Origin of the sequence: Mycobacterium saskatchewanense (assembly GCF_010729105.1) — a bacterium.
Classification (GTDB): Bacteria; Actinomycetota; Actinomycetes; order Mycobacteriales; family Mycobacteriaceae; genus Mycobacterium; species Mycobacterium saskatchewanense.
This window is the reverse complement of the sequence record NZ_AP022573.1, coordinates 4094087-4110966: the sequence shown is the minus strand read 5'-3', so window position 1 is coordinate 4110966 and position 16880 is coordinate 4094087. Positions and strand designations below refer to the sequence as shown.

The 16880-nt window shown below is 70.4% G+C and carries 14 protein-coding genes; 4 read left to right on the top strand and 10 right to left on the bottom strand.

Annotated elements, in window-relative coordinates:
• Nucleotides 1-13: 13 nt before the first annotated feature.
• From G6N56_RS19325 to G6N56_RS19280, 10 genes are all read right to left on the bottom strand, one after another.
• Nucleotides 14-898: an ESX secretion-associated protein EspG gene (locus G6N56_RS19325; protein WP_085254619.1), complete on the bottom strand. Its 885-nt coding sequence runs from the start codon at nucleotides 896-898 to the stop codon at nucleotides 14-16.
• Nucleotides 899-919: 21 nt separating this feature from the next.
• Entirely contained in the window at nucleotides 920-1210 is a 291-nt protein-coding gene (locus G6N56_RS19320; RefSeq protein WP_085254620.1) for a WXG100 family type VII secretion target, read from the bottom strand.
• A 27-nt stretch (nucleotides 1211-1237) separates the two neighbouring features.
• A complete protein-coding gene (locus G6N56_RS19315) occupies nucleotides 1238-1531 on the bottom strand; it encodes a WXG100 family type VII secretion target (RefSeq protein ID WP_085254621.1) in 294 nt (97 codons plus the stop codon).
• A 57-nt stretch (nucleotides 1532-1588) separates the two neighbouring features.
• Entirely contained in the window at nucleotides 1589-3109 is a 1521-nt protein-coding gene (locus G6N56_RS19310; RefSeq protein WP_085254622.1) for a PPE family protein, read from the bottom strand.
• Between the two features lie 2 nt (nucleotides 3110-3111).
• Nucleotides 3112-3420: a PE family protein gene (locus G6N56_RS19305; protein ID WP_085254623.1), complete on the bottom strand. Its 309-nt coding sequence runs from the start codon at nucleotides 3418-3420 to the stop codon at nucleotides 3112-3114.
• Nucleotides 3417-7394 carry a type VII secretion protein EccCa gene (gene eccCa, locus G6N56_RS19300; protein WP_085254624.1) on the bottom strand — a complete coding sequence of 1326 codons (3978 nt, stop codon included), beginning with the start codon at nucleotides 7392-7394 and terminating at the stop codon, nucleotides 3417-3419. The genes G6N56_RS19305 and eccCa overlap by 4 nt, the downstream gene beginning before the upstream one ends.
• Entirely contained in the window at nucleotides 7391-9016 is a 1626-nt protein-coding gene (gene eccB / locus G6N56_RS19295) for a type VII secretion protein EccB (RefSeq protein WP_085254625.1), read from the bottom strand. The genes eccCa and eccB overlap by 4 nt, the downstream gene beginning before the upstream one ends.
• A complete protein-coding gene (gene eccA / locus G6N56_RS19290) occupies nucleotides 9013-10866 on the bottom strand; it encodes a type VII secretion AAA-ATPase EccA (protein ID WP_085254626.1) in 1854 nt (617 codons plus the stop codon). Before eccA ends, eccB begins: the two co-directional genes overlap by 4 nt.
• Nucleotides 10867-11054: 188 nt before the next feature.
• A complete protein-coding gene (locus G6N56_RS19285; protein ID WP_085254627.1) occupies nucleotides 11055-12560 on the bottom strand; it encodes a PPE domain-containing protein in 1506 nt (501 codons plus the stop codon).
• A gap of 134 nt (nucleotides 12561-12694) precedes the next feature.
• Nucleotides 12695-13603, bottom strand: coding sequence for a class I SAM-dependent methyltransferase (locus G6N56_RS19280; protein WP_085254628.1), 909 nt, complete (start codon nucleotides 13601-13603; stop codon nucleotides 12695-12697).
• A gap of 308 nt (nucleotides 13604-13911) precedes the next feature.
• On the opposite strand from G6N56_RS19280, the gene G6N56_RS19275 reads away from it, so the two are divergent.
• The 4 genes from G6N56_RS19275 (at nucleotide 13912) to G6N56_RS19260 (ending at nucleotide 16859) form a co-directional block, all read left to right on the top strand.
• Complete coding sequence (locus G6N56_RS19275; RefSeq protein ID WP_324616552.1) at nucleotides 13912-14700, top strand: metal ABC transporter solute-binding protein, Zn/Mn family; 789 nt, start codon at nucleotides 13912-13914, stop codon at nucleotides 14698-14700.
• Nucleotides 14687-15478: a metal ABC transporter ATP-binding protein gene (locus G6N56_RS19270; RefSeq protein ID WP_085254629.1), complete on the top strand. Its 792-nt coding sequence runs from the start codon at nucleotides 14687-14689 to the stop codon at nucleotides 15476-15478. Before G6N56_RS19275 ends, G6N56_RS19270 begins: the two co-directional genes overlap by 14 nt.
• Nucleotides 15479-15540: 62 nt before the next feature.
• A complete protein-coding gene (locus G6N56_RS19265; protein ID WP_180150581.1) occupies nucleotides 15541-16404 on the top strand; it encodes a metal ABC transporter permease in 864 nt (287 codons plus the stop codon).
• Nucleotides 16405-16496: 92 nt separating this feature from the next.
• Nucleotides 16497-16859, top strand: coding sequence for a Fur family transcriptional regulator (locus tag G6N56_RS19260; protein WP_324616553.1), 363 nt, complete (start codon nucleotides 16497-16499; stop codon nucleotides 16857-16859).
• Nucleotides 16860-16880: the final 21 nt, after the last annotated feature.

Here is a 16880-nt window from a genome sequence, read left to right as displayed (position 1 = left end):
TTCTTGGTTTTCGTTATGCCCGCTGGGCGGAAAGGTCCCGCGCGGAGAAATCTCGGGACAGCCGCTGGCTGGGGAACCAGTGGCCGTCGGGTAACAAGGCGGTGAGCGCCTCGAGGGCGACGGCGATGGCGAACGGGGTGCCCGGGCCGAACGTCGACACCCATTCGCCGTCGAACGCCTGCGACGGGCTGATCAGCAGCCGCCCGGCGGCCGCGTCGACGATGCTCATGCCGACCTCGGTGGTCGCCTCCCGCCCGTCGCGCCGGCAGCCGGCGACGATCTCGACGTAGCTGCGCGGCCCGGTGAAGACCGACTCCACCACCGACCGCGCCGAGGCCGGAATGCCCAGGTAATCAAGGACTTCCGGCAACGAGGCGCCCGCGCGCAGCCGTTCGTCGGCCCGCGCTCCGACGCGCATCGGCATGCTGAACTCATCGAACCGAGCCGGCGGCCGCTGCGCCAGCCCCGCGCCGAGCACGGGAACCATCCCCCGCGCATCGTCGATGTCCATCGCGGTGAAGGTGATGAGCTGTGCGCTGCGCAACGCGACGATCGTCTTGCGGGTGGTCGCGGGACGCTGCACCACCACACCGCGCAGCAGGTCGCCGGTGCCACCGGTCCCCTGATGCGTGACGTAGCGCAGGTCGAGCCACCGGTCCGGAAAGCAGACCGCCCTGATCCAGTCGGCGACCGAGGGGTTGACCACGCCCGCGGGCGACACCAGGCCCATCTCGGCGAGCTCAGCGCGCTGACGTTCGAGGAACGCGCCGCGTTCCGCCGCATCGCGGTACGGGGGCGTGATCGCCAAGACCCACGGGAAGCTACCCGCCCCAATGGTTTCGGCGACGAACCACGCGTGGTCGACCGTCAGCTCGACGGCGTTCGGTTCGGAGCTCATCAGACGCTCATGCGGTCGGCGCTAGCCGCCCCACTTGGCGGCTTCGGCCTGGTCGCGGGCCAGCATGGACATGGTGTTCGCCTCGTGGGTGCTGGCCATCGCCTGATAGGCACGCACCAGGTCTCCCATCGCCTGGTTCCACTGCGCCTGCCACGCCTGGTAGGTCATGCCGGTGTCGCCCTGCCAGGCGTTCGACAGCGCGGCCTGCTCGCTGGCGATGTCGGCGCCCAGCCCCTGCAGCGTTCCTGCGTAGCCGGCCATGTCCCCGGCGTGACCGAGCATCGCCGGGTAGTTGTACATGATCTGCGACATGTGAAGTCCTTTCGTGTCTTCGGTGGGTCAGAACGCGTTGTACCCGGAAGCGGCCGCGGCGTCGGCGGCCACGTAGGTGCCCGCGGCGTCGCCGAGGTTCGCCTGGGCGATGTCGAGCAACGTGTTGACCCGGGCGGCCACCTCGACGAAGCGGGCATGCGCGGCCTGGAACGCCGCCGACGCCTCGCCGGTGTGAAACGCCTGCGCCGACATCGCTTCCTGCTCGGCCTGGCCGATGGTGCTGCGCATCAGGGCCGCCTTGGCGCCGAACGCCGACTCGGCGGCCACCAGCTGCGGAATGTGAGCGTCCAACAAGCTCATGACAATTCCCTTCTCTCTTCTCTCTCTCGATCCTTGGGACTGTTCGTGTTTCGACGGCTAACTGTCCTGGCCCCCTCTCCCCCACTCGTCCGGGTCGTCGGCTTCGTGCTCCCAGGTGCCCGGCACCATCGGCACCCGCGGACCGCCACCGAACCCGCCGCCGGCCAGCTTGGTCAGCCCGGCCGCCTGCAAGACGGCCTCTTTGTGCGCGGTTCCGGCGAACCCCAGGGCGCCGGCTCCGTGCTCGGACGCCATCGTCTCGGAATCGGGGACGCCCCAGTCGGGGTCGACGTCGACATTCATGTCCGCGAACTGGTCGCCGTGGTCGTGCAGCGCCTTCCGGCGGCGCCGCCGCGCCCGCGCCTCGGCCCGGCTCGCCGCCGCGGACCCCGCCGCGGGGACGGTCGCCGCCGGCGCCCTGGCCCCCGTCCGTCCGCCCACCGTCGGCCCCAGCTCCGGCCCCCAATCGCCGGGCCCGGCGACCGCATAGGCAAGGACCGCCGGCGCCGGGGCCGCGGCCGGGGACGTGGCGGCGGGAGCGCCGGCCGCCGTCGCGGTCGCGGGCGCGCCGGGCGCGGGGTTGGTGACGGGCGACGAGATCCCGGCAGCCGGGAAGCCGTGCTGTTGCGCGGGGATGGGCTCCGGGGTGACCGCGGGGGCCGCGTCGGGCACGGTGTCCAGGTTGACCGAACCGAGCAGCCCCAGGGGAATCGCGAGGCCGGTGGCAATGGCCGCCGGCAGCCACAACGGCGAACTGAGCAAGGTTCCCCACGTGCCGAAGCCGACCGGAATGAAGAAGGCCTGATAGGCCAGCGCGAACAGCAGCGGTCCCCAGGTGACCATGGCCGCGGCGGGGTTGGTCGCGAAGTCGATCAGGATCTGCTGCGTCTCGGCCACCGGATTGGTGAGGAAGTTCATGATGAGGTCCCCGCCGGGCACCGACTGCAGGTACGACTCCAGCAGCTGGAGGATCACGTTCGAGCCGTCCAGCGCCGAGCCAGAATCGGCGGCCGGCGCGGCGGCGCCGGTCTGAGTGCCGGAGGTGACGACGAGCGGGGCCGCCGCGGTCCGTGGCGCGGACGCCAGCGCCGCGCCCGACGCGGCCTGATAGGCGGCCATCGCGGTGGCTGCCTGCACCCACATCCGCACGTAGTCGGCCTCGTTGAACGCGATCGGAATCGTGTTGATGCCAAAGAAATTCGTCGCCAGCAGGACCCCGTGGACGATGTGGTTGGCGGCCAGCTCGACCAGGGTCGGCATGGCCGCCAGGGCGCCGCCGTACGCCGCCGCGGCGGCCTCGTGCTGCGCGGCGACGCCGGCGCTGTCGGCGCTGGCCTGCTGCAGCCAGGCAAGGTAGGGCAGATGCGCTCCCACGTATCGCTCGGCGGACAGCCCCTGCCAGGCCCCCGACTGTACCGCCCCTATGAGCCCACCGAGTTCGGCTGCCGCCGAAGCGTATTCGGCGCTGAGCGAGGTCCACGCGCCCGCGGCCGCCAACAGCGGACCCGGGCCCGGACCGGCGCTCAGCAACGCCGAATGCACTTCCGGCGGCGAAGCCATCCAGATGGGCGCGCTCATACTCAGCCGCCCATGACCCCGTAGGTCGCGGCGGCCGCGGCGTCCCCCGCGAGGTAGCTCACGCCCGACTCGCCCACGCCGACGCCGGCGCGCCCCAGTTCCTCCACGCCCTGGGCGGCGACGGCTGCGTGCTCCTGGCCCTGGGCGCTGAACCCGGCGGCCGTCTGCAGCGACACGGGGTCCGCCGCCGGCGGAACCACGGCGGTGATCGCCGGCGCGGCCGCCGCGTGGGCAGCCGCCAGCCGCGCGGTCAGCGCCTCGACCGCCGCACTGGTCGCGGCCAGACCCTCGGGCACCACTCGCAACGTCATGACATTCCCTCCTGTTGCGTTCCACCACTTACAGATTCGCCAACCAGCGGGTTGACCAACTGGACGTATGTCGGGGACTCGCTGTCGCCCAGCAGGATCGCGCGCCCCGCGGGGAGCCGGCCGAATCGTTGACCCCGGATCTTCCCGCTGTCCTGCGGGTTGCCCGACAGCATCAGCGTCGTCGCCTGCAGGTCGTTGAACCGGCGCAGCAACGGGTTGGTCATCAGCGCGTGTCCCGATCCGGTCGCGCGCCCCGTGACGATCACCCGCAGCCCCAGATCGCCCGCCTGCGAAAGCAATCCGAGCAGCGGGGTCCACGGACGCTGTCCGATGTAAGGGCCGCTCATCGCCGGCGCATCGGGCACCTGGTCGACGTCGTCGATGATCAGGTAGTGGGTGTGCCCCTGGTAGGACCAGCGGGACAGCTCGGCCGCGGACAGGCCGGCCGGCGGCCGGCGCGACTCGATCAGGTTGGCCAGCCCGAGCATCGCCGGGATGATCCGGTCCACGTTGGCGGTGTACTCGTTGTCGGGGAACAGCGGCTCGTCCACCAGGTGCAGTCGCCGGTCCAGGACGGTAAAGGCCACCTCGTCGGCCGTCGAGTGCTCGCGGATGGTGCGGATGATGTGGCGCAGCAGCGTGGTCTTGCCGGACTTGCTGTCTCCGAACACCATCAGCAACGGGTTGTCCGCGAAGTCGAGAACCACCGGTGCGAGGTCCTCTTCCCGCTGGCCGATGACCACCCGGTCGCGGCCCCGATACACGTCGCCGACCTCCAAGGGCGTGAGATTGGTCGGCAGCAGTCGCACCGGCGGCGCCGTGACGCCGGGGTAGCGGGCGTTGATCGCGGGGATCTGGTCGAGGTCGGGCCGCGCGAACAGGAAGTGCTCGGCGGCCATCGTCAGACCGCGGCCCGGCTGGTCGTGCGGGACGGCGTCGGCGGGGCGGCGCAACGCACCGGCCACCCGCACGTTGCTGTCCCGCGCGTCGTGCAGCTTGAGCTCGAGCCGCAGGCCCAGGCCGTCGCGCATCGACAGCGGAACCTCCAGCCAGCTCGGCGTGGTGATCACGACGTGGATGCCGTACGCCAGACCGACATTGACCAGTTCGGTCACCTTGGCCAGCAACGGATTACGGGTGTTGAACTGGTCGGTGTTGTCGCGGCCGAAGGCGTACAGGTTGTCGATGACCAGGAAGACCTCGCCGTAGCCGTCCCCGTAGGCATGATCGGGCTCCGCGCCCCGGCGGTCGCGGAACGCTTCGCGCCGCTGCCGGGCCAGCAGCAGCTGCTCGAGCTCGCCGAAGGTGCGGCGGATCCGCTCGGGCTCCAGCGCCGACGCGACGCTGCCGACGTGCGCCAGGTCCTCGAGCGCCCGCAGTTGTCCGCCGCCGTAGTCCAGGCAGTAGAACGTGACCTCGCGCGGCGAGTGCAGGCTGGCCGCCGACAGCATGAACGTCTGCAGGGCGGTCGACTTGCCGGACTTGGGGCCGCCGTGGATGACCATGTTCCCCGCCGACGACGCGGCGTCGAAGACCAGCGGGTCGCGCCGCATCTCGAAGGGCTTGTCGATCTCGCCAAGCGGCCACCGCCACTGCCGCTGCGGCACGCCGGCGCGGGCCAGCACCGCGGTCAGCGGAATCGGCTCGTCCAGTGGCGGCAGCCACAGCTGCGGCGCGCGCGGCCCGTAGCGCGCCAGCTGCTCGCCGATGGTGGCGATCAGTTTGCGTGGCGGCCCGGTGAATTCCTCGTCCTCGCCGGAGATCACGGTCGGCTGATCGGGCTCGACCCGGCCGGCTGGGAACAGCTTGGGTTCGGGAATGGAGTTCACCACAAGCGATTTGGACTTACGCGGCGGCTCGTAGATGCCGTCGACGTAGGTGCTGCGGAACTTGACCGGGGCGGCGCCGGGGGCGGGCACCAGGAAGCCCACGCCCTTGTGCTCCTTGCCCGCCTCGATGTGATAAGCGTCCTCGACGCCGATGATCTGGCGGGAAACGCTGGGGCTGGCCACCTTCAGCCCGATCCGGTACGACGTGTTCTTGTCGATGTCCTTGATCTTGCCGACGTCCAGCGTCTGGGATGCGAACAGGATGTGGATGCGGAAGGAGCGGCCCTTGCGCGCCACGTAGTCGAACAGCTCGGCGTACTCCGGGTGGTCGGCCAGCATGAGCGTGAATTCGTCGGCGACCACGAACAGCGTTGGGATGGGAGGCAATTCGTGGCCCGCCGCGATCGCGTTCTCGTATTCGACCACCGAGTTGAACGCGCTGCCCTGCACCCGGCGGCCGGCCTCGCGCAGCAGCGTCTCGCGGCGCGCCACCTCCCCGCGCAGCGTGTCGGCGAACCGGTCGGCCAGCGACTTCTTCTCGGCCATGTTGGAGATCACCGCGACGACCTGCGGGAAATCGCGGAAGCTGTCGGCGCCGGCCTCACCCTTGAAGTCCGCGTAGATGACGATCAGCCGCTCCGCCGAGTGGGTGGTCAACAGCGACAACAGGATCGACATCAGGGTCTGCGACTTGCCCGAGCCGGTCATGCCGATCATCAGGCCGTGCGGGCCCATGCCCCCCTCCGCCTCGTCCTTGAGGTCGAACATCAGCGGCTCGCCGGTCGCGGTGACCCCGATCGGCACGCGCAGCTCGTCGTCGCGGCGGCGTGGCGCCCACAGGCTGGGCACGTCGAGCTCCGATGCGTCCGGGATACCCAGCAGCGTGGTGAAGGTGGCGCCGCGGGTAGCCGCCGAGCGCAACCCGGTGTGGGTCGGATCGGAGTCCCAGCGCGACAGTTGGCGGGCCAGGTGGGCGGCCTCGTCGGCACCGAAGTCGTCGGCGCTGTCGATGTAGGGCTGCCAGCCGCCGGTCTGCCAGCGCCGGATGGCGCCGCCCTCGACGCGCAGGATCGGTCGCTCCGGGTCCGAGTACTGCTCGCGGTGCGGCGCGGCGACGGCGCGATGCACGACGGTGACGCCGGCCCGGCCCGCCGCCAGCGCCGACGCGGCCAGGTCGTAGTCGGGGTCATCGATGACGACGAGCAAGTGCCGCAACGCATCGGCGGGCTCGCCGGTGAAAGCCGGGCGGTCGACGAGCGCGGGGCCCAGTTGCGCCACCAACTCGTCGGGGTCGCTGGTCAGCAGGCGGGCGGGGCCCACGCCGTCGACCTCGCCGGGGGCGTCGACGTGCGGCAACCACTTCAGCCAGGACCAGTCCGGGCTCTCCACATCGCGCGTCGCCAGCGCCACGCCGAGCACCGTCGGGTCGTGCCAGGTCACGGCCTGGGCGATCCAGGCGCGTAAGGCGCCGCGCACCTCGTCGGCCTCACCGAGGACGGTGATCCGGGAAACCTTGGTCAGGTCGATCCCGGTCGGCACGTCGCGCACGGTGCGGTGGGTGTCGAGAAGGCTGCGTAAAGCGCTGTGCGACACCGGTTCCAGGTCGACCTCGTCCGCGGTGTCCTTGACGCGCAGCGCGGTGTCCAGCGGCACCTGGTGACGGCCGGCCCGCAACACCAGGAAGTCGGCGTCGTGCGGGTCCCGTTCCCACTGCCGGCGGGAGCCGGGCACGGCGGCCAGCGCCGCCGGCTCGGGGTGCGACCACTGCGCCGCGGCGCGCTGCTGGGCGGCCTGGGTGCGGACGTTGTCCCGGACCACCGACAGGTAGCGCAGGTAGTCGGCGCGTTCCGCGTCGACCTCCTCGGTGCGCATCTTGTTGTCGTTGCCGCGGTACATCGCGGTCGCCGCCAGCAGCAGCACGAACGGGAAGAACAGCGTCTGCGGCGAGATCAGCCGCATGCCGGTGGCGAACAGCGCGACGACCATGCCGACGATGAGTATCACCAGCACGTAGGGCATCGCCCGGCGCAGGAACGACGGGGGGATCACCCGCGGCAGCTCGGGCGGCGCCTCGATCACGATGCTGCCCTGGCGGGTGACGGGCGGCGCCAGCCGCCGGCGGGCTTCGAAAATGAGGCGGCTCATCGGGGCGCTCCTTCGGCACCTTGGGCGGCTCCGAGGGCGGTGGAAGCCACGCGGCCGGGGTTGGTGTCGGGCGCCAGGCCGTCGTGCGCGAGCAGCGCGTCGGCCCGCGAGAGCGTCGGGCCGTTCGCGAACAGCGACAGGATCGACCACGGGGCGGGCGTCGGTGTCCCGCTCAGCCCCAGGGCCTCAACGGTTTTGCCGTGTTGACCGTTGTCTCGGCCGTCGGTCTCGTTGTCGATGCCGTAGCGCACCCCGGTGTCGGAGACCCAGAACAGCGAGCCCGTCGCCGGTGCGGCCGTGCCACCGCTCACGGTCTGGGCGAAGTAGCCGGTGCCCGGCGGGAGGGCGACCCGGGCGGCCGTCCCCTGCGCGCCGCCTGCGACGAGTTCGACGGTGTGCAGCGAATCGGGAACCGGCAGCGCCGAGCCGGACAGTAGCGTCAGGGAGCTGGTCGCCGCCCCGGCCGGCTTGCCCCAGTGCGCGCAGGTGACGGGATCCTTGGCCGCGTCGACCAGCGTGACCGGCCGGTCCGGGTACCGCGCAGTGTCCAGCATCCGAGACACCGGCAGCTTGGCGACCCCGTCGGCGCCCAGGCGCGGGGGCTGGTCCAGGCCATAGGAATTGGCGTTGCGCAGCACCGCGGCAAGCACCGGCGAGATGGGCTGCAGGCCGTCCGGCAGCACCGCGTAGTAACGCGCGACACCCGAAGAACTCTGGTCCAGGGCGTACGAGACCACCACCGCACCGATGGGCGCGGGGACGGGGTAGGACGCCGGGGCCCCGGCATTGGGGATGACCGGCGCCGCCAGCGGAGGCGACTCGGGGATCGCGTTGAACAACCCCAGCGCGATGGGCCGCGGGGCCGGCAGGTCGGTGCCCAGGCCCAGCGCGTTGGTGACCGCGCGGTCGGCGAGGTTGAGCTGGCTGCGCCGGCCGTCCCACAGCAGCCAGGCGCCGTTACCCCCCGGGGAGTCGACCAGGACCGCCCGGTTAGCGGCGAGCGCCGCGGCGCGCGCGCCGTCGCTGTCGGGCGGCCCGGCGATCACCGTGACGCCGGTGCTGTGGGCGCCACGCCCGGTGCCGCTGACCGCGTCGCACGCCGTCCAGTTGGCGTCGCGCGAGGTGTTCTGCACCATGCGTTCGGGCGCGCCGGGGATGCCGATCAGGTTCCCGCGCGGAAAACGATCCAGCTCGGTGCTTTTCACCGTCGTGGGATTGACGGGCCGGCCGACGATGAGCCGGGCCGAGGTCAGGTTGAGCACGGGGTGCAGGTCGTCGCCGACCCGCACGTAGAGCGCGGCGGTCGACCGATCCGCCAGCACCGGGTTGTTGCCCGCCGATCCGGCGGGCCGGATCAGTGAGAACACGAAGCAGCCCACCAGCCCGGTGGCCAGCAGCACGACTCCCATCAGCACCGCCCGCGACTGGGTGCGCAGCGGGTCGACCAGCATCCTCGTGTCGTGCAGCGCGATGCCGGAGGCGATCCGGCGCATCACGAAGCGCCAGCCGCTGACCTGATGCCGGGTGACGAATCCGCGGCGGTACACCACGTGGTCGGGGTTGTCATTGGCGGGCGTGCGCGACGTGAACGAACGCCGTTCCTCGGATTCGGGGTTCGTCATGCCGGCACCGACAGCCCGAGACCGCGCAGCAACGGCTCAACCGACCGCTCGACGTCCTGATCGGTGATGGTCATCAGCTCCTCGTCGCTGAACTCGCCGGTCCCCGCGTGTTCGGAGTGGTCCAGCCGGAACTCCCGCTCCTCCTCGGAGCGTTCGACGATATTTCGGACGAACCGGCCGTTGCCCGCGATGTCGAGGCTGCGCCGCTCGATCCCGTTGGCGTCGGCGGTCGATTCGGAAGCGAGCTTGGTGAACAGCTCCTCCATATGTTGCAGCGCGGCCGGCTCGAATACGCTGTCGCGCTGCTCGGCCATCTTGTGCGCGATTTCGACCAGCTCAGCCGGCGCGTACGACGGGAAGTCGATGTTGCGGGTGAACCGGGACCGGAGGCCCTCGTTGGTGTCGAGGAACTTGTCCAGGTCTGCGCGGTAGCCGGCGATGATGACCACCAGCCGATCGCGGTCGTTTTCCATGCGCGCCAGCAGGGTGTCGATGGCGACCAGGCCGAAGTCGTTCTTGGCGCCGGTCGCCACCAGGGCGTAGGCCTCGTCCAGGAACAGCACCCCGTCCAGGGCGCTGTCGATGATGGCGTTGGTCTTGGCCTCGGTCTCGCCGATGTGCTGACCGATGAGGTCGGCCCGATGCACCTCTCTGATGTTCTCTCGTTTCAAAAGGCCCAGGCCGCAATAGATCTTGGCGACAACGCGGGCGATCGTGGTCTTACCGGTACCGGGCGGTCCGGCGAACACCAGGTGGTGAGCGCGCTGGGCGACCGCGAGACCGCGCTGCTTGCGCACCAGTTCCATGGCGACCGAGCTCTTGAGGCGCGACACCTGGTTCTTGACCTCGTCGAGCCCGATGAATTCGGCGAGCTGAAGTTCGGCCTCGTGCAGCAATACCGTCTTGCGTTCGTGGGCCGCGGGGTCCACGAAGTCATCCGCGCTGGGCTCGGTGCCGGGATCCCAGGGATCGGTGCGGGCTTCGATGCGGGCCGCCGTGGTCGTCACGATCCCGAAGCTGGTGTCGGACAGGGCTTGTTGGATCTGCTCGTTCTCGGGGTGGGCGGCGTAGAGATCCTGCAGCACCTCGTTCGCCGATTCCTCGTCGACGTGCGCGCGCAGCACCAGCGCCTTGACGAGCGCGCCGTCCATCGCGGCGACGGCGACGGGACCATCGGGCTCATCGAGGTAGGACAGCGCGGGGGCGAACATGCCCAGCCGCGCCAAGGCGGTGCCCAGCGTGATCTTGGCCGCGTGGGCGAACGCCTCGTCCAGCCCGGAGTCGTTGACGACGGGGGTCAGCAGCTTGACGACGTCCGACCAGCGCTCGGCGCGGTACTGGATGACGACGGTGACCCACCGGGCCTCCCGCCAGCCCGGGCGCCGCTCGGTGAGACCGGCGACGATCTGGTCGGCCTCGGCGAACCGCCCGGCGCCCGCCAGCGCCGCCGCGTAGGCGAGCTGGAAGTCGTCCGGGGTGGCGGCGCGGAACTTCAGGTAGAGACCGGTGTCGTAGCGGAAGCCGAGCGCGCCGGGCGCCAGTTCGACCTGCCGCTGCAGCGCGCCGGCCGTGTCGACCGTGCGCGCGACGGCCTCGAGGACGTCGAGGGACACCTCACCGGCCGCGGCCAGCCCGGTCCAGGCGTCGCACTGGTTGTGGGCGACGCGCGTCAGCGCAGCGAAGCCAGAGCGGGCGGCGGCCAGGTCGGCCGGTCGCCGCCGCTGATAGACCTCGATACCCAGCGCTCGGCAGCACGTCGCGAACCGGCTGACGATGTCGTCGTCGACCCTGGCGTCCCCCCGAGCAGCGGCGGGCGCGGATGCAAGCATGCCAATGTCACCGCGTTGCACGGCTGCTTCTTCTCCCGTACATAGGATTACCTAACCTAACTCGCTGAAGCTAGCATTACACAAGCTGACTGTCGAGGCGCGGCCGCCCGCACAACCCACGCGTTGGCTCCCCTTCTTGCGCCGCTGATGAGGACGCCGCAAGCATCCCAATGCCGCATCTACGGCGATCTTCTCCCGGCGGCATCAGCTTAGTGAAAATCATTTTCATTATCAAGGCGGTCGGATTCCCAGGTGGCCGGGACCAGCGGCATCGCTGGCCCAGCGCCGAATTCGTCGCCCCTGAGCGTGGCCAGGCCTGCCGCCCCGGCCGCGCCCGCGCGCTCGGCCCCGGCGAAGCCCAGGGCCCCGGCGCCCCGCGCCGAGGCGACCGATTGCCCCGGGACCGGACCTGGGTCCAACACCCCACCGTCGGAGTCCGGAAATTCGTAGCGGTACCCGCGGTGCTGGTCGTTCATCCCGGCCCAGCGGCGGCGCCGAGCGCGCGCCCTCTCCGCGGCAGGCAGCCCGGCGGCGGCCGCGGCCGCGGCGGCGTCGGGCGCCGACGCCTTGCGCCGCACACTGGAGGCCATCGCCGTGCCGGCCCCCAGCGTCGGGCCCCCGACCAGGTAGGGATAGGCCGTGCCCTCCACCCCGGCGGGCGGGGGCGGGGGCGGCCCCTGCGCAGCCGCGGACACCGGCGCCGAGGCGGGGACCGAAGCCGGTGCGGGTGCGGACGCCGGGACGGCAGGGGCGGAGGGGATGGGACCGGCCCCAACCGCAGCGAAATGCGGCCCGGGCGCCGGGGGCGCCGGCACGACCGGCGCCGGGAGGGCGGCCGGCTGGATGCCCGACAGCCCGCTCAGCCCTGCGAGGCCGCCGAGGAACCCCACGCCGGCGGCCGGCAGCGCCAGCGCGAGCGCCTGGATCTCCGGCCCGAACGTCTGGTAGACCTCGGCCACGTGACCCACCTCGTCCGCGACTAGCAGCGGGACGTCGTTCTCGATCTCGGCGATCGTCGCCGACGGGTCTTCGGGAAATTCCTCGAGGTCTCGCCCCAGCGTCTCTGTGACCTCGGTGATCCGGTTGACCCACCAGTTCAGCTGGGTCGGGTCCCCGCCGTCGTTGTCGATGATGTCGCTGGAGTCATCGCTCTCGTCACCGCCACTGTCGCCGGCCGCGTGCAAGATCTGCGGCGCCGCCGCGGTCCGGGGCGCGGACGCGACAGCGGTGCCGGAAACCGCCTGGTAAGTGCCCATAATGGTGGCCGCCTGGATCCACATCCGCACATAATCAGCCTCGTTGAGGGCGATCGGAATGGTATTGATCCCGAAGAAGTTAGTTGCCAGCAACACCGCGTGAATCGCATGATTCGCGGCCAGCTCCGCCAGGGTGGGCATGGCGACCGATGCCGCGGTGTAGGCGGCCGCGGCGGTCTCATGCTGGGACCCGACCGCCGCGCTGTTGGCGCTGGCGTGCGCCAGCCAGGCGAGGTACGGCCCGTGGGCGGCCACGTACCGAGCGGCGGTCGGCCCCTCCCACGCCCCGGCTTGAGTCGCCGCCAAGACGGCGCTGAGTTCGTCGGCGACCGACGCGTAGGTGGCGCTCAGCGAACTCCAGCTCGCCGCGGCGGCCAGCAGGCCACCCGCGCCGGGACCGTCGCTGAGCTGCGCCGAATGAACCTCCGGCGGCATTGCCATCCACACCGGCGCGGTCATGGCGCTGACTCCTTACCCCCAAGGCCCGACGGACCACCGCCGCTGGCTGGTGGGCGGTGAACGAGCTCGCAGGTAAGTAGTCGCGCCGCGGGACGGGAAAGTTCCGGCCCCGCGCCGATGCGTTCCGGCGGCGATCAGCCCTTGACGGCGCTCACCAGCGTGTTGCGCGCGATCATCGGCCCGGCTTCGGTATCCGGGCCGGGAACGGGCCGGCCGTTTTCGCGGAGGTACTCGGCGAGCGGGATGCCGGTCGCCGACCAGCCGCGGGTGCCGAACCATTCGGTGGCCGGCGCGATGCGCTCGTTGTACACCAACTGATAGAAGGGCCGCTCCTCCTCGCCCGAGGCGATGGCGGCGAGCTCCTCCTCCAGCTTGGCCTGGAATTCGTCCTGGTCGAGCGGGGCCCCGTCTTCGACCGCGACGTGGCTGCCCGGAGCGGCCAGGCCGTCGATGCCGGTGAAGAGCTGCTCCTGCGCCGCCGCGGGCAGGTAGATCAACAGCCCCTCCGCGATCCACGCCGAGGGTTTGGCCGGGTCAAAGCCGCTGTCGCGCAGCGCACGTTGCCAGTCCTCGCGCAGGTCGACCGCGATCTCGCGGCGCTCGGCCCTGGGCTGCGCGCCGTGGGCGGTGAGCACCTCCCGCTTGAAGTCGAGGATCTCCGGGCGGTCGAGTTCGAAGATCGTCGTCCCGGACGGCCAGTCCAGGCGGTAGGCGCGGGAGTCCAGCCCCGCCGCCAGGATGACCACCTGCCGCACGCCGGCCCCCGCGGCGCGGCGGAAGTACTCGTCGAAGAACTTGGTGCGAGCGCCCTGGAAGTCGACGAAATGCTCGCCGAAGCCGGGCGATTTGAGGTGGTGGTCGGGGGCCTTGCCGTCCAGCACGTCGGCGGCCGGGCCGCCGACAGCGCGGCAGAACAGCTCCGCGTAGGGGTCGACGGCCAGCGGATCGGGCTTCTGCGCCTCGAGCGCTCGCGCCGTCGCCACGAACAGGGCCGTCGAGCCGACACTCGTTGTGATGTCCCAGGTATCGCCTTCTGTACGCACGTAATCGACAGTACGCGAACGCGTTACGGTGACCCCAGGTCGCTGCCCGCGCATCCCGTCCGGACCGGAGCCGACCGGTTGACGTGTTGACAAGCACCCAGGTGATCGCATATTCGCGCAATCATCATGAAAACGGTTATCGTTTTCGTGTGAGTGGGTCGCCCTCCCGCCTGTGCCGCCTCTCCGCCGTGGCGGTGCTCACCGTGGTGCTCGCCGGAACCGCCTGTTCGACAGGGCCGGACGCATCCGATCGCCCTTCGGGCAACGGTGCCGCCCCGCCCTGCCCGACCCCATCGTTCGCCGTCGTCGTGAGCGTGAACCAGTGGGGCGACATCGTGTCCGAACTCGGCGGCGCGTGCGCGAACGTCAAAACCGTACTGGCCAGCTCGTCGGTCGATCCGCACGATTACGAGCCGTCACCTGCCGATGCCGCAGATTTCACCCGCGCCAAACTCGTCGTGGTCAACGGCGCGGGTTACGACTCGTGGGCGTCCAAGCTGGCCGCCAGCACCGCCGCCGGTGCCCGGTTGGTCAGCGCCGCGGCCGTCACGCAGACACCGGACGGGGCCAACCCCCATCTGTGGTACCTGCCCACGGCCGTGACCGCGGTTGCCGATGCGGTAACCAGGGAATTGAACACAATGGACCCCCCTGTCGCCGACTACTTCAACCAGCGGCGAGCAGCGTTCACCGCCGCGTCAGCTCCCTACCTCAACCTGATCGGCAAAATCAGAGCCGAGGCGGCGGGTAAGTCCTACGCCGCCACCGAGACAATCTTCGACTACCAGGCGAAAGCGCTGAATCTGGTGAACAAGACTCCCGCCGGCTATCAACGGGCGTCGGCCAACGAGTCAGACCCGGCGCCGGGAGACATCGACGCGTTCCTGACCGCGCTAGCCGGCCGGCAGATCGATGTCTTGATCTACAACCCGCAGACCGAGGGCTCGATCCCCGACGAGATCCGGTCGGCAGCCGAGCGGTCCGGCGTGCCCGTCGTGAAGATCACCGAGACCGTGCCGCCCGGACAGACCTCCTTCGAGGACTGGCAGTACGCGCAGCTCGTCGAATTGGCCAAGGCCCTGCATGTCCCCGCCTAATCTCGACGCCGCTGCGCCCGCGCTGGCGTTCACCGACGCCAGCGCGGCGCGCGGCGGACGGCTGATCTGGTCACACGCCGACTTCTGCGTGCCCGTAGGCGGCATCGTCGCCGTCATCGGGCCCAACGGGTCAGGCAAGACCACGCTGTTGAACATGGTCCTCGGCCTCATCCCGCCGGCCGGTGGCCGGCTCGAGGTCTTCGGGCGTCGCCCCGGGGATGCCAACGACGGCATCGGTTATGTCCCGCAGCACTATGCCGACAGCTCAGGCGAGGCGATCCGCGCAGCCGACGTGGTGCTACTCGGACTCACCGGCCGGCGCTGGGCGTTCGGTCGCAGCACCGCGCGGCAGCAGGCGCAAGTCGCCTGGGCTCTGGCCGCGGTCGAGGCTACCGAGCTGGGGTGCCGGCGGCTCTCGACACTTTCCGGTGGGCAACGCCAACGCATCGCGATCGCGACGGCGCTGGTGGCGCGACCGCAATTGCTGATCCTCGATGAACCGCTGGCGTCCCTGGACCTGCACAGCCAGCGTGACATCGTGACACTGCTGACGCGGCTGCACGCTGAGCTTGCCGTGACCGTCCTGGTGGTCGCTCACGACCTCAACCCGCTGCTGCCCATCCTTGACAGCGCCATCTACCTGCTCGATGGGCGCCCCCACTACGCGCCGATCGGCGACATCATGGATGACGCGCTGCTGACCCGGCTTTATGGCACGCCGATCCAAGTCGACAGCACCCGGGACGGAAAGCCCTACATGAGGAGCCGCACGCCGTGACCGTCCGCCTATTGAGCGTCGCCTATCAGCCGGATTGGTGGCCGGTTCTGACGTCGGGCTTTATGACCAACGCCCTGATCGGCGGCGCTATCGTCGCCCTGGCCGCCGGGTTGGTCGGCTACTTCGTCGTGATACGGCAAAGCGCCTTCGCCACCCACGCCCTGGCCCACATCGGACTGCCCGGTGCCACCGGCGCGGTCCTGTTGGGCGTTCCCGTCGCCCTGGGGCTGGGCGTGTTTTGCGTCGGCGGGGCACTGGTGATTGGCGCGCTGGGCAAGCGCGCGGGAGACCGCGAAGTGGTCACCGGCACGGTGTTGGCCCTGGCGATCGGCCTCGGGCTGTTCTTCAACTCACAGGCCACTCAGAGCTCCGGCACGATGACCAACGTGCTGTTCGGCGACCTGCTGGCGATTTCCTACGACCAGCTGGTGACCTTCGCGATCCTGCTGGTGGTCCTGGCGGTGATTGTCGGTGTCGTCTACCGGCCGCTGTTGTTCGCATCGGTCAACGCGGTGGTCGCCGAGGCAAAAGGTGTACCGGTGCGAGCGCTTTCGATGATTTTCATGACGTTGCTGGGACTCGCCGTCACCATGGCCGTCCAAGCCGTCGGGACGCTGCTCTTGTTCGCTTTGATTGTCACCCCGGCCGCCACCGCGATCATGCTCACGGCCCGTCCACCCATGGCCATGATCGTCTCCACCGCGATCAGCTTGGGCGCCGTGCTGCTCGGCCTCGGTGCATCGGCCATGTTCAACCTGCCGCCGAGCTTCCCCATCGTGGTGATCGCCTGCGCCGTTTGGTCGGTCGTCTGGGGCGGCGACCGCCACCGGCGCAGGACCGCGGTGAACGGAGTGGACGAACCGCAGATCGCTTCACCCCCGCGCGCGCCGGCGGCCGGCCCGCCCTCCGCGCCGTCGCGGAGGTGACAACCATCAAGGCGCCCCGGGAAGGAGTGTTAACGGTGTCATCGCCCGCTCGACCTCGGCGCCGCCGTTCCACGGCCAAGCAGCGGACCGTCTTGGACGTACTCAAATCGCAGGAGAATTTCCGCAGCGCCCAGCAGCTCTACCAGGAGATTCGCCAACACGAGCAGTTGAGGATCGGTCTGACCAGCGTCTATCGCATCCTGCGCACGCTGGCCGCCGAACGGGTTGCGGAGACTCAGCGCGCGGAAGGCGGCGAGATCCTCTACCGGATCCGGACCGAGGTCGGCCATCGCCACTACCTGTTGTGCCGGGAGTGCGGCAGGGCCGAGGCCTTCGTGCCCGCCGACATCGAAGAACACGCCCTCCGGCTCAGCCGCCAGCACCACTACACCGACGTCACCCACTACGTCGACATCTACGGCGTCTGCCCGCTGTGCCGAACCCGCCCCTCGTAACTCCCCGGCCGGCCGAGGCGG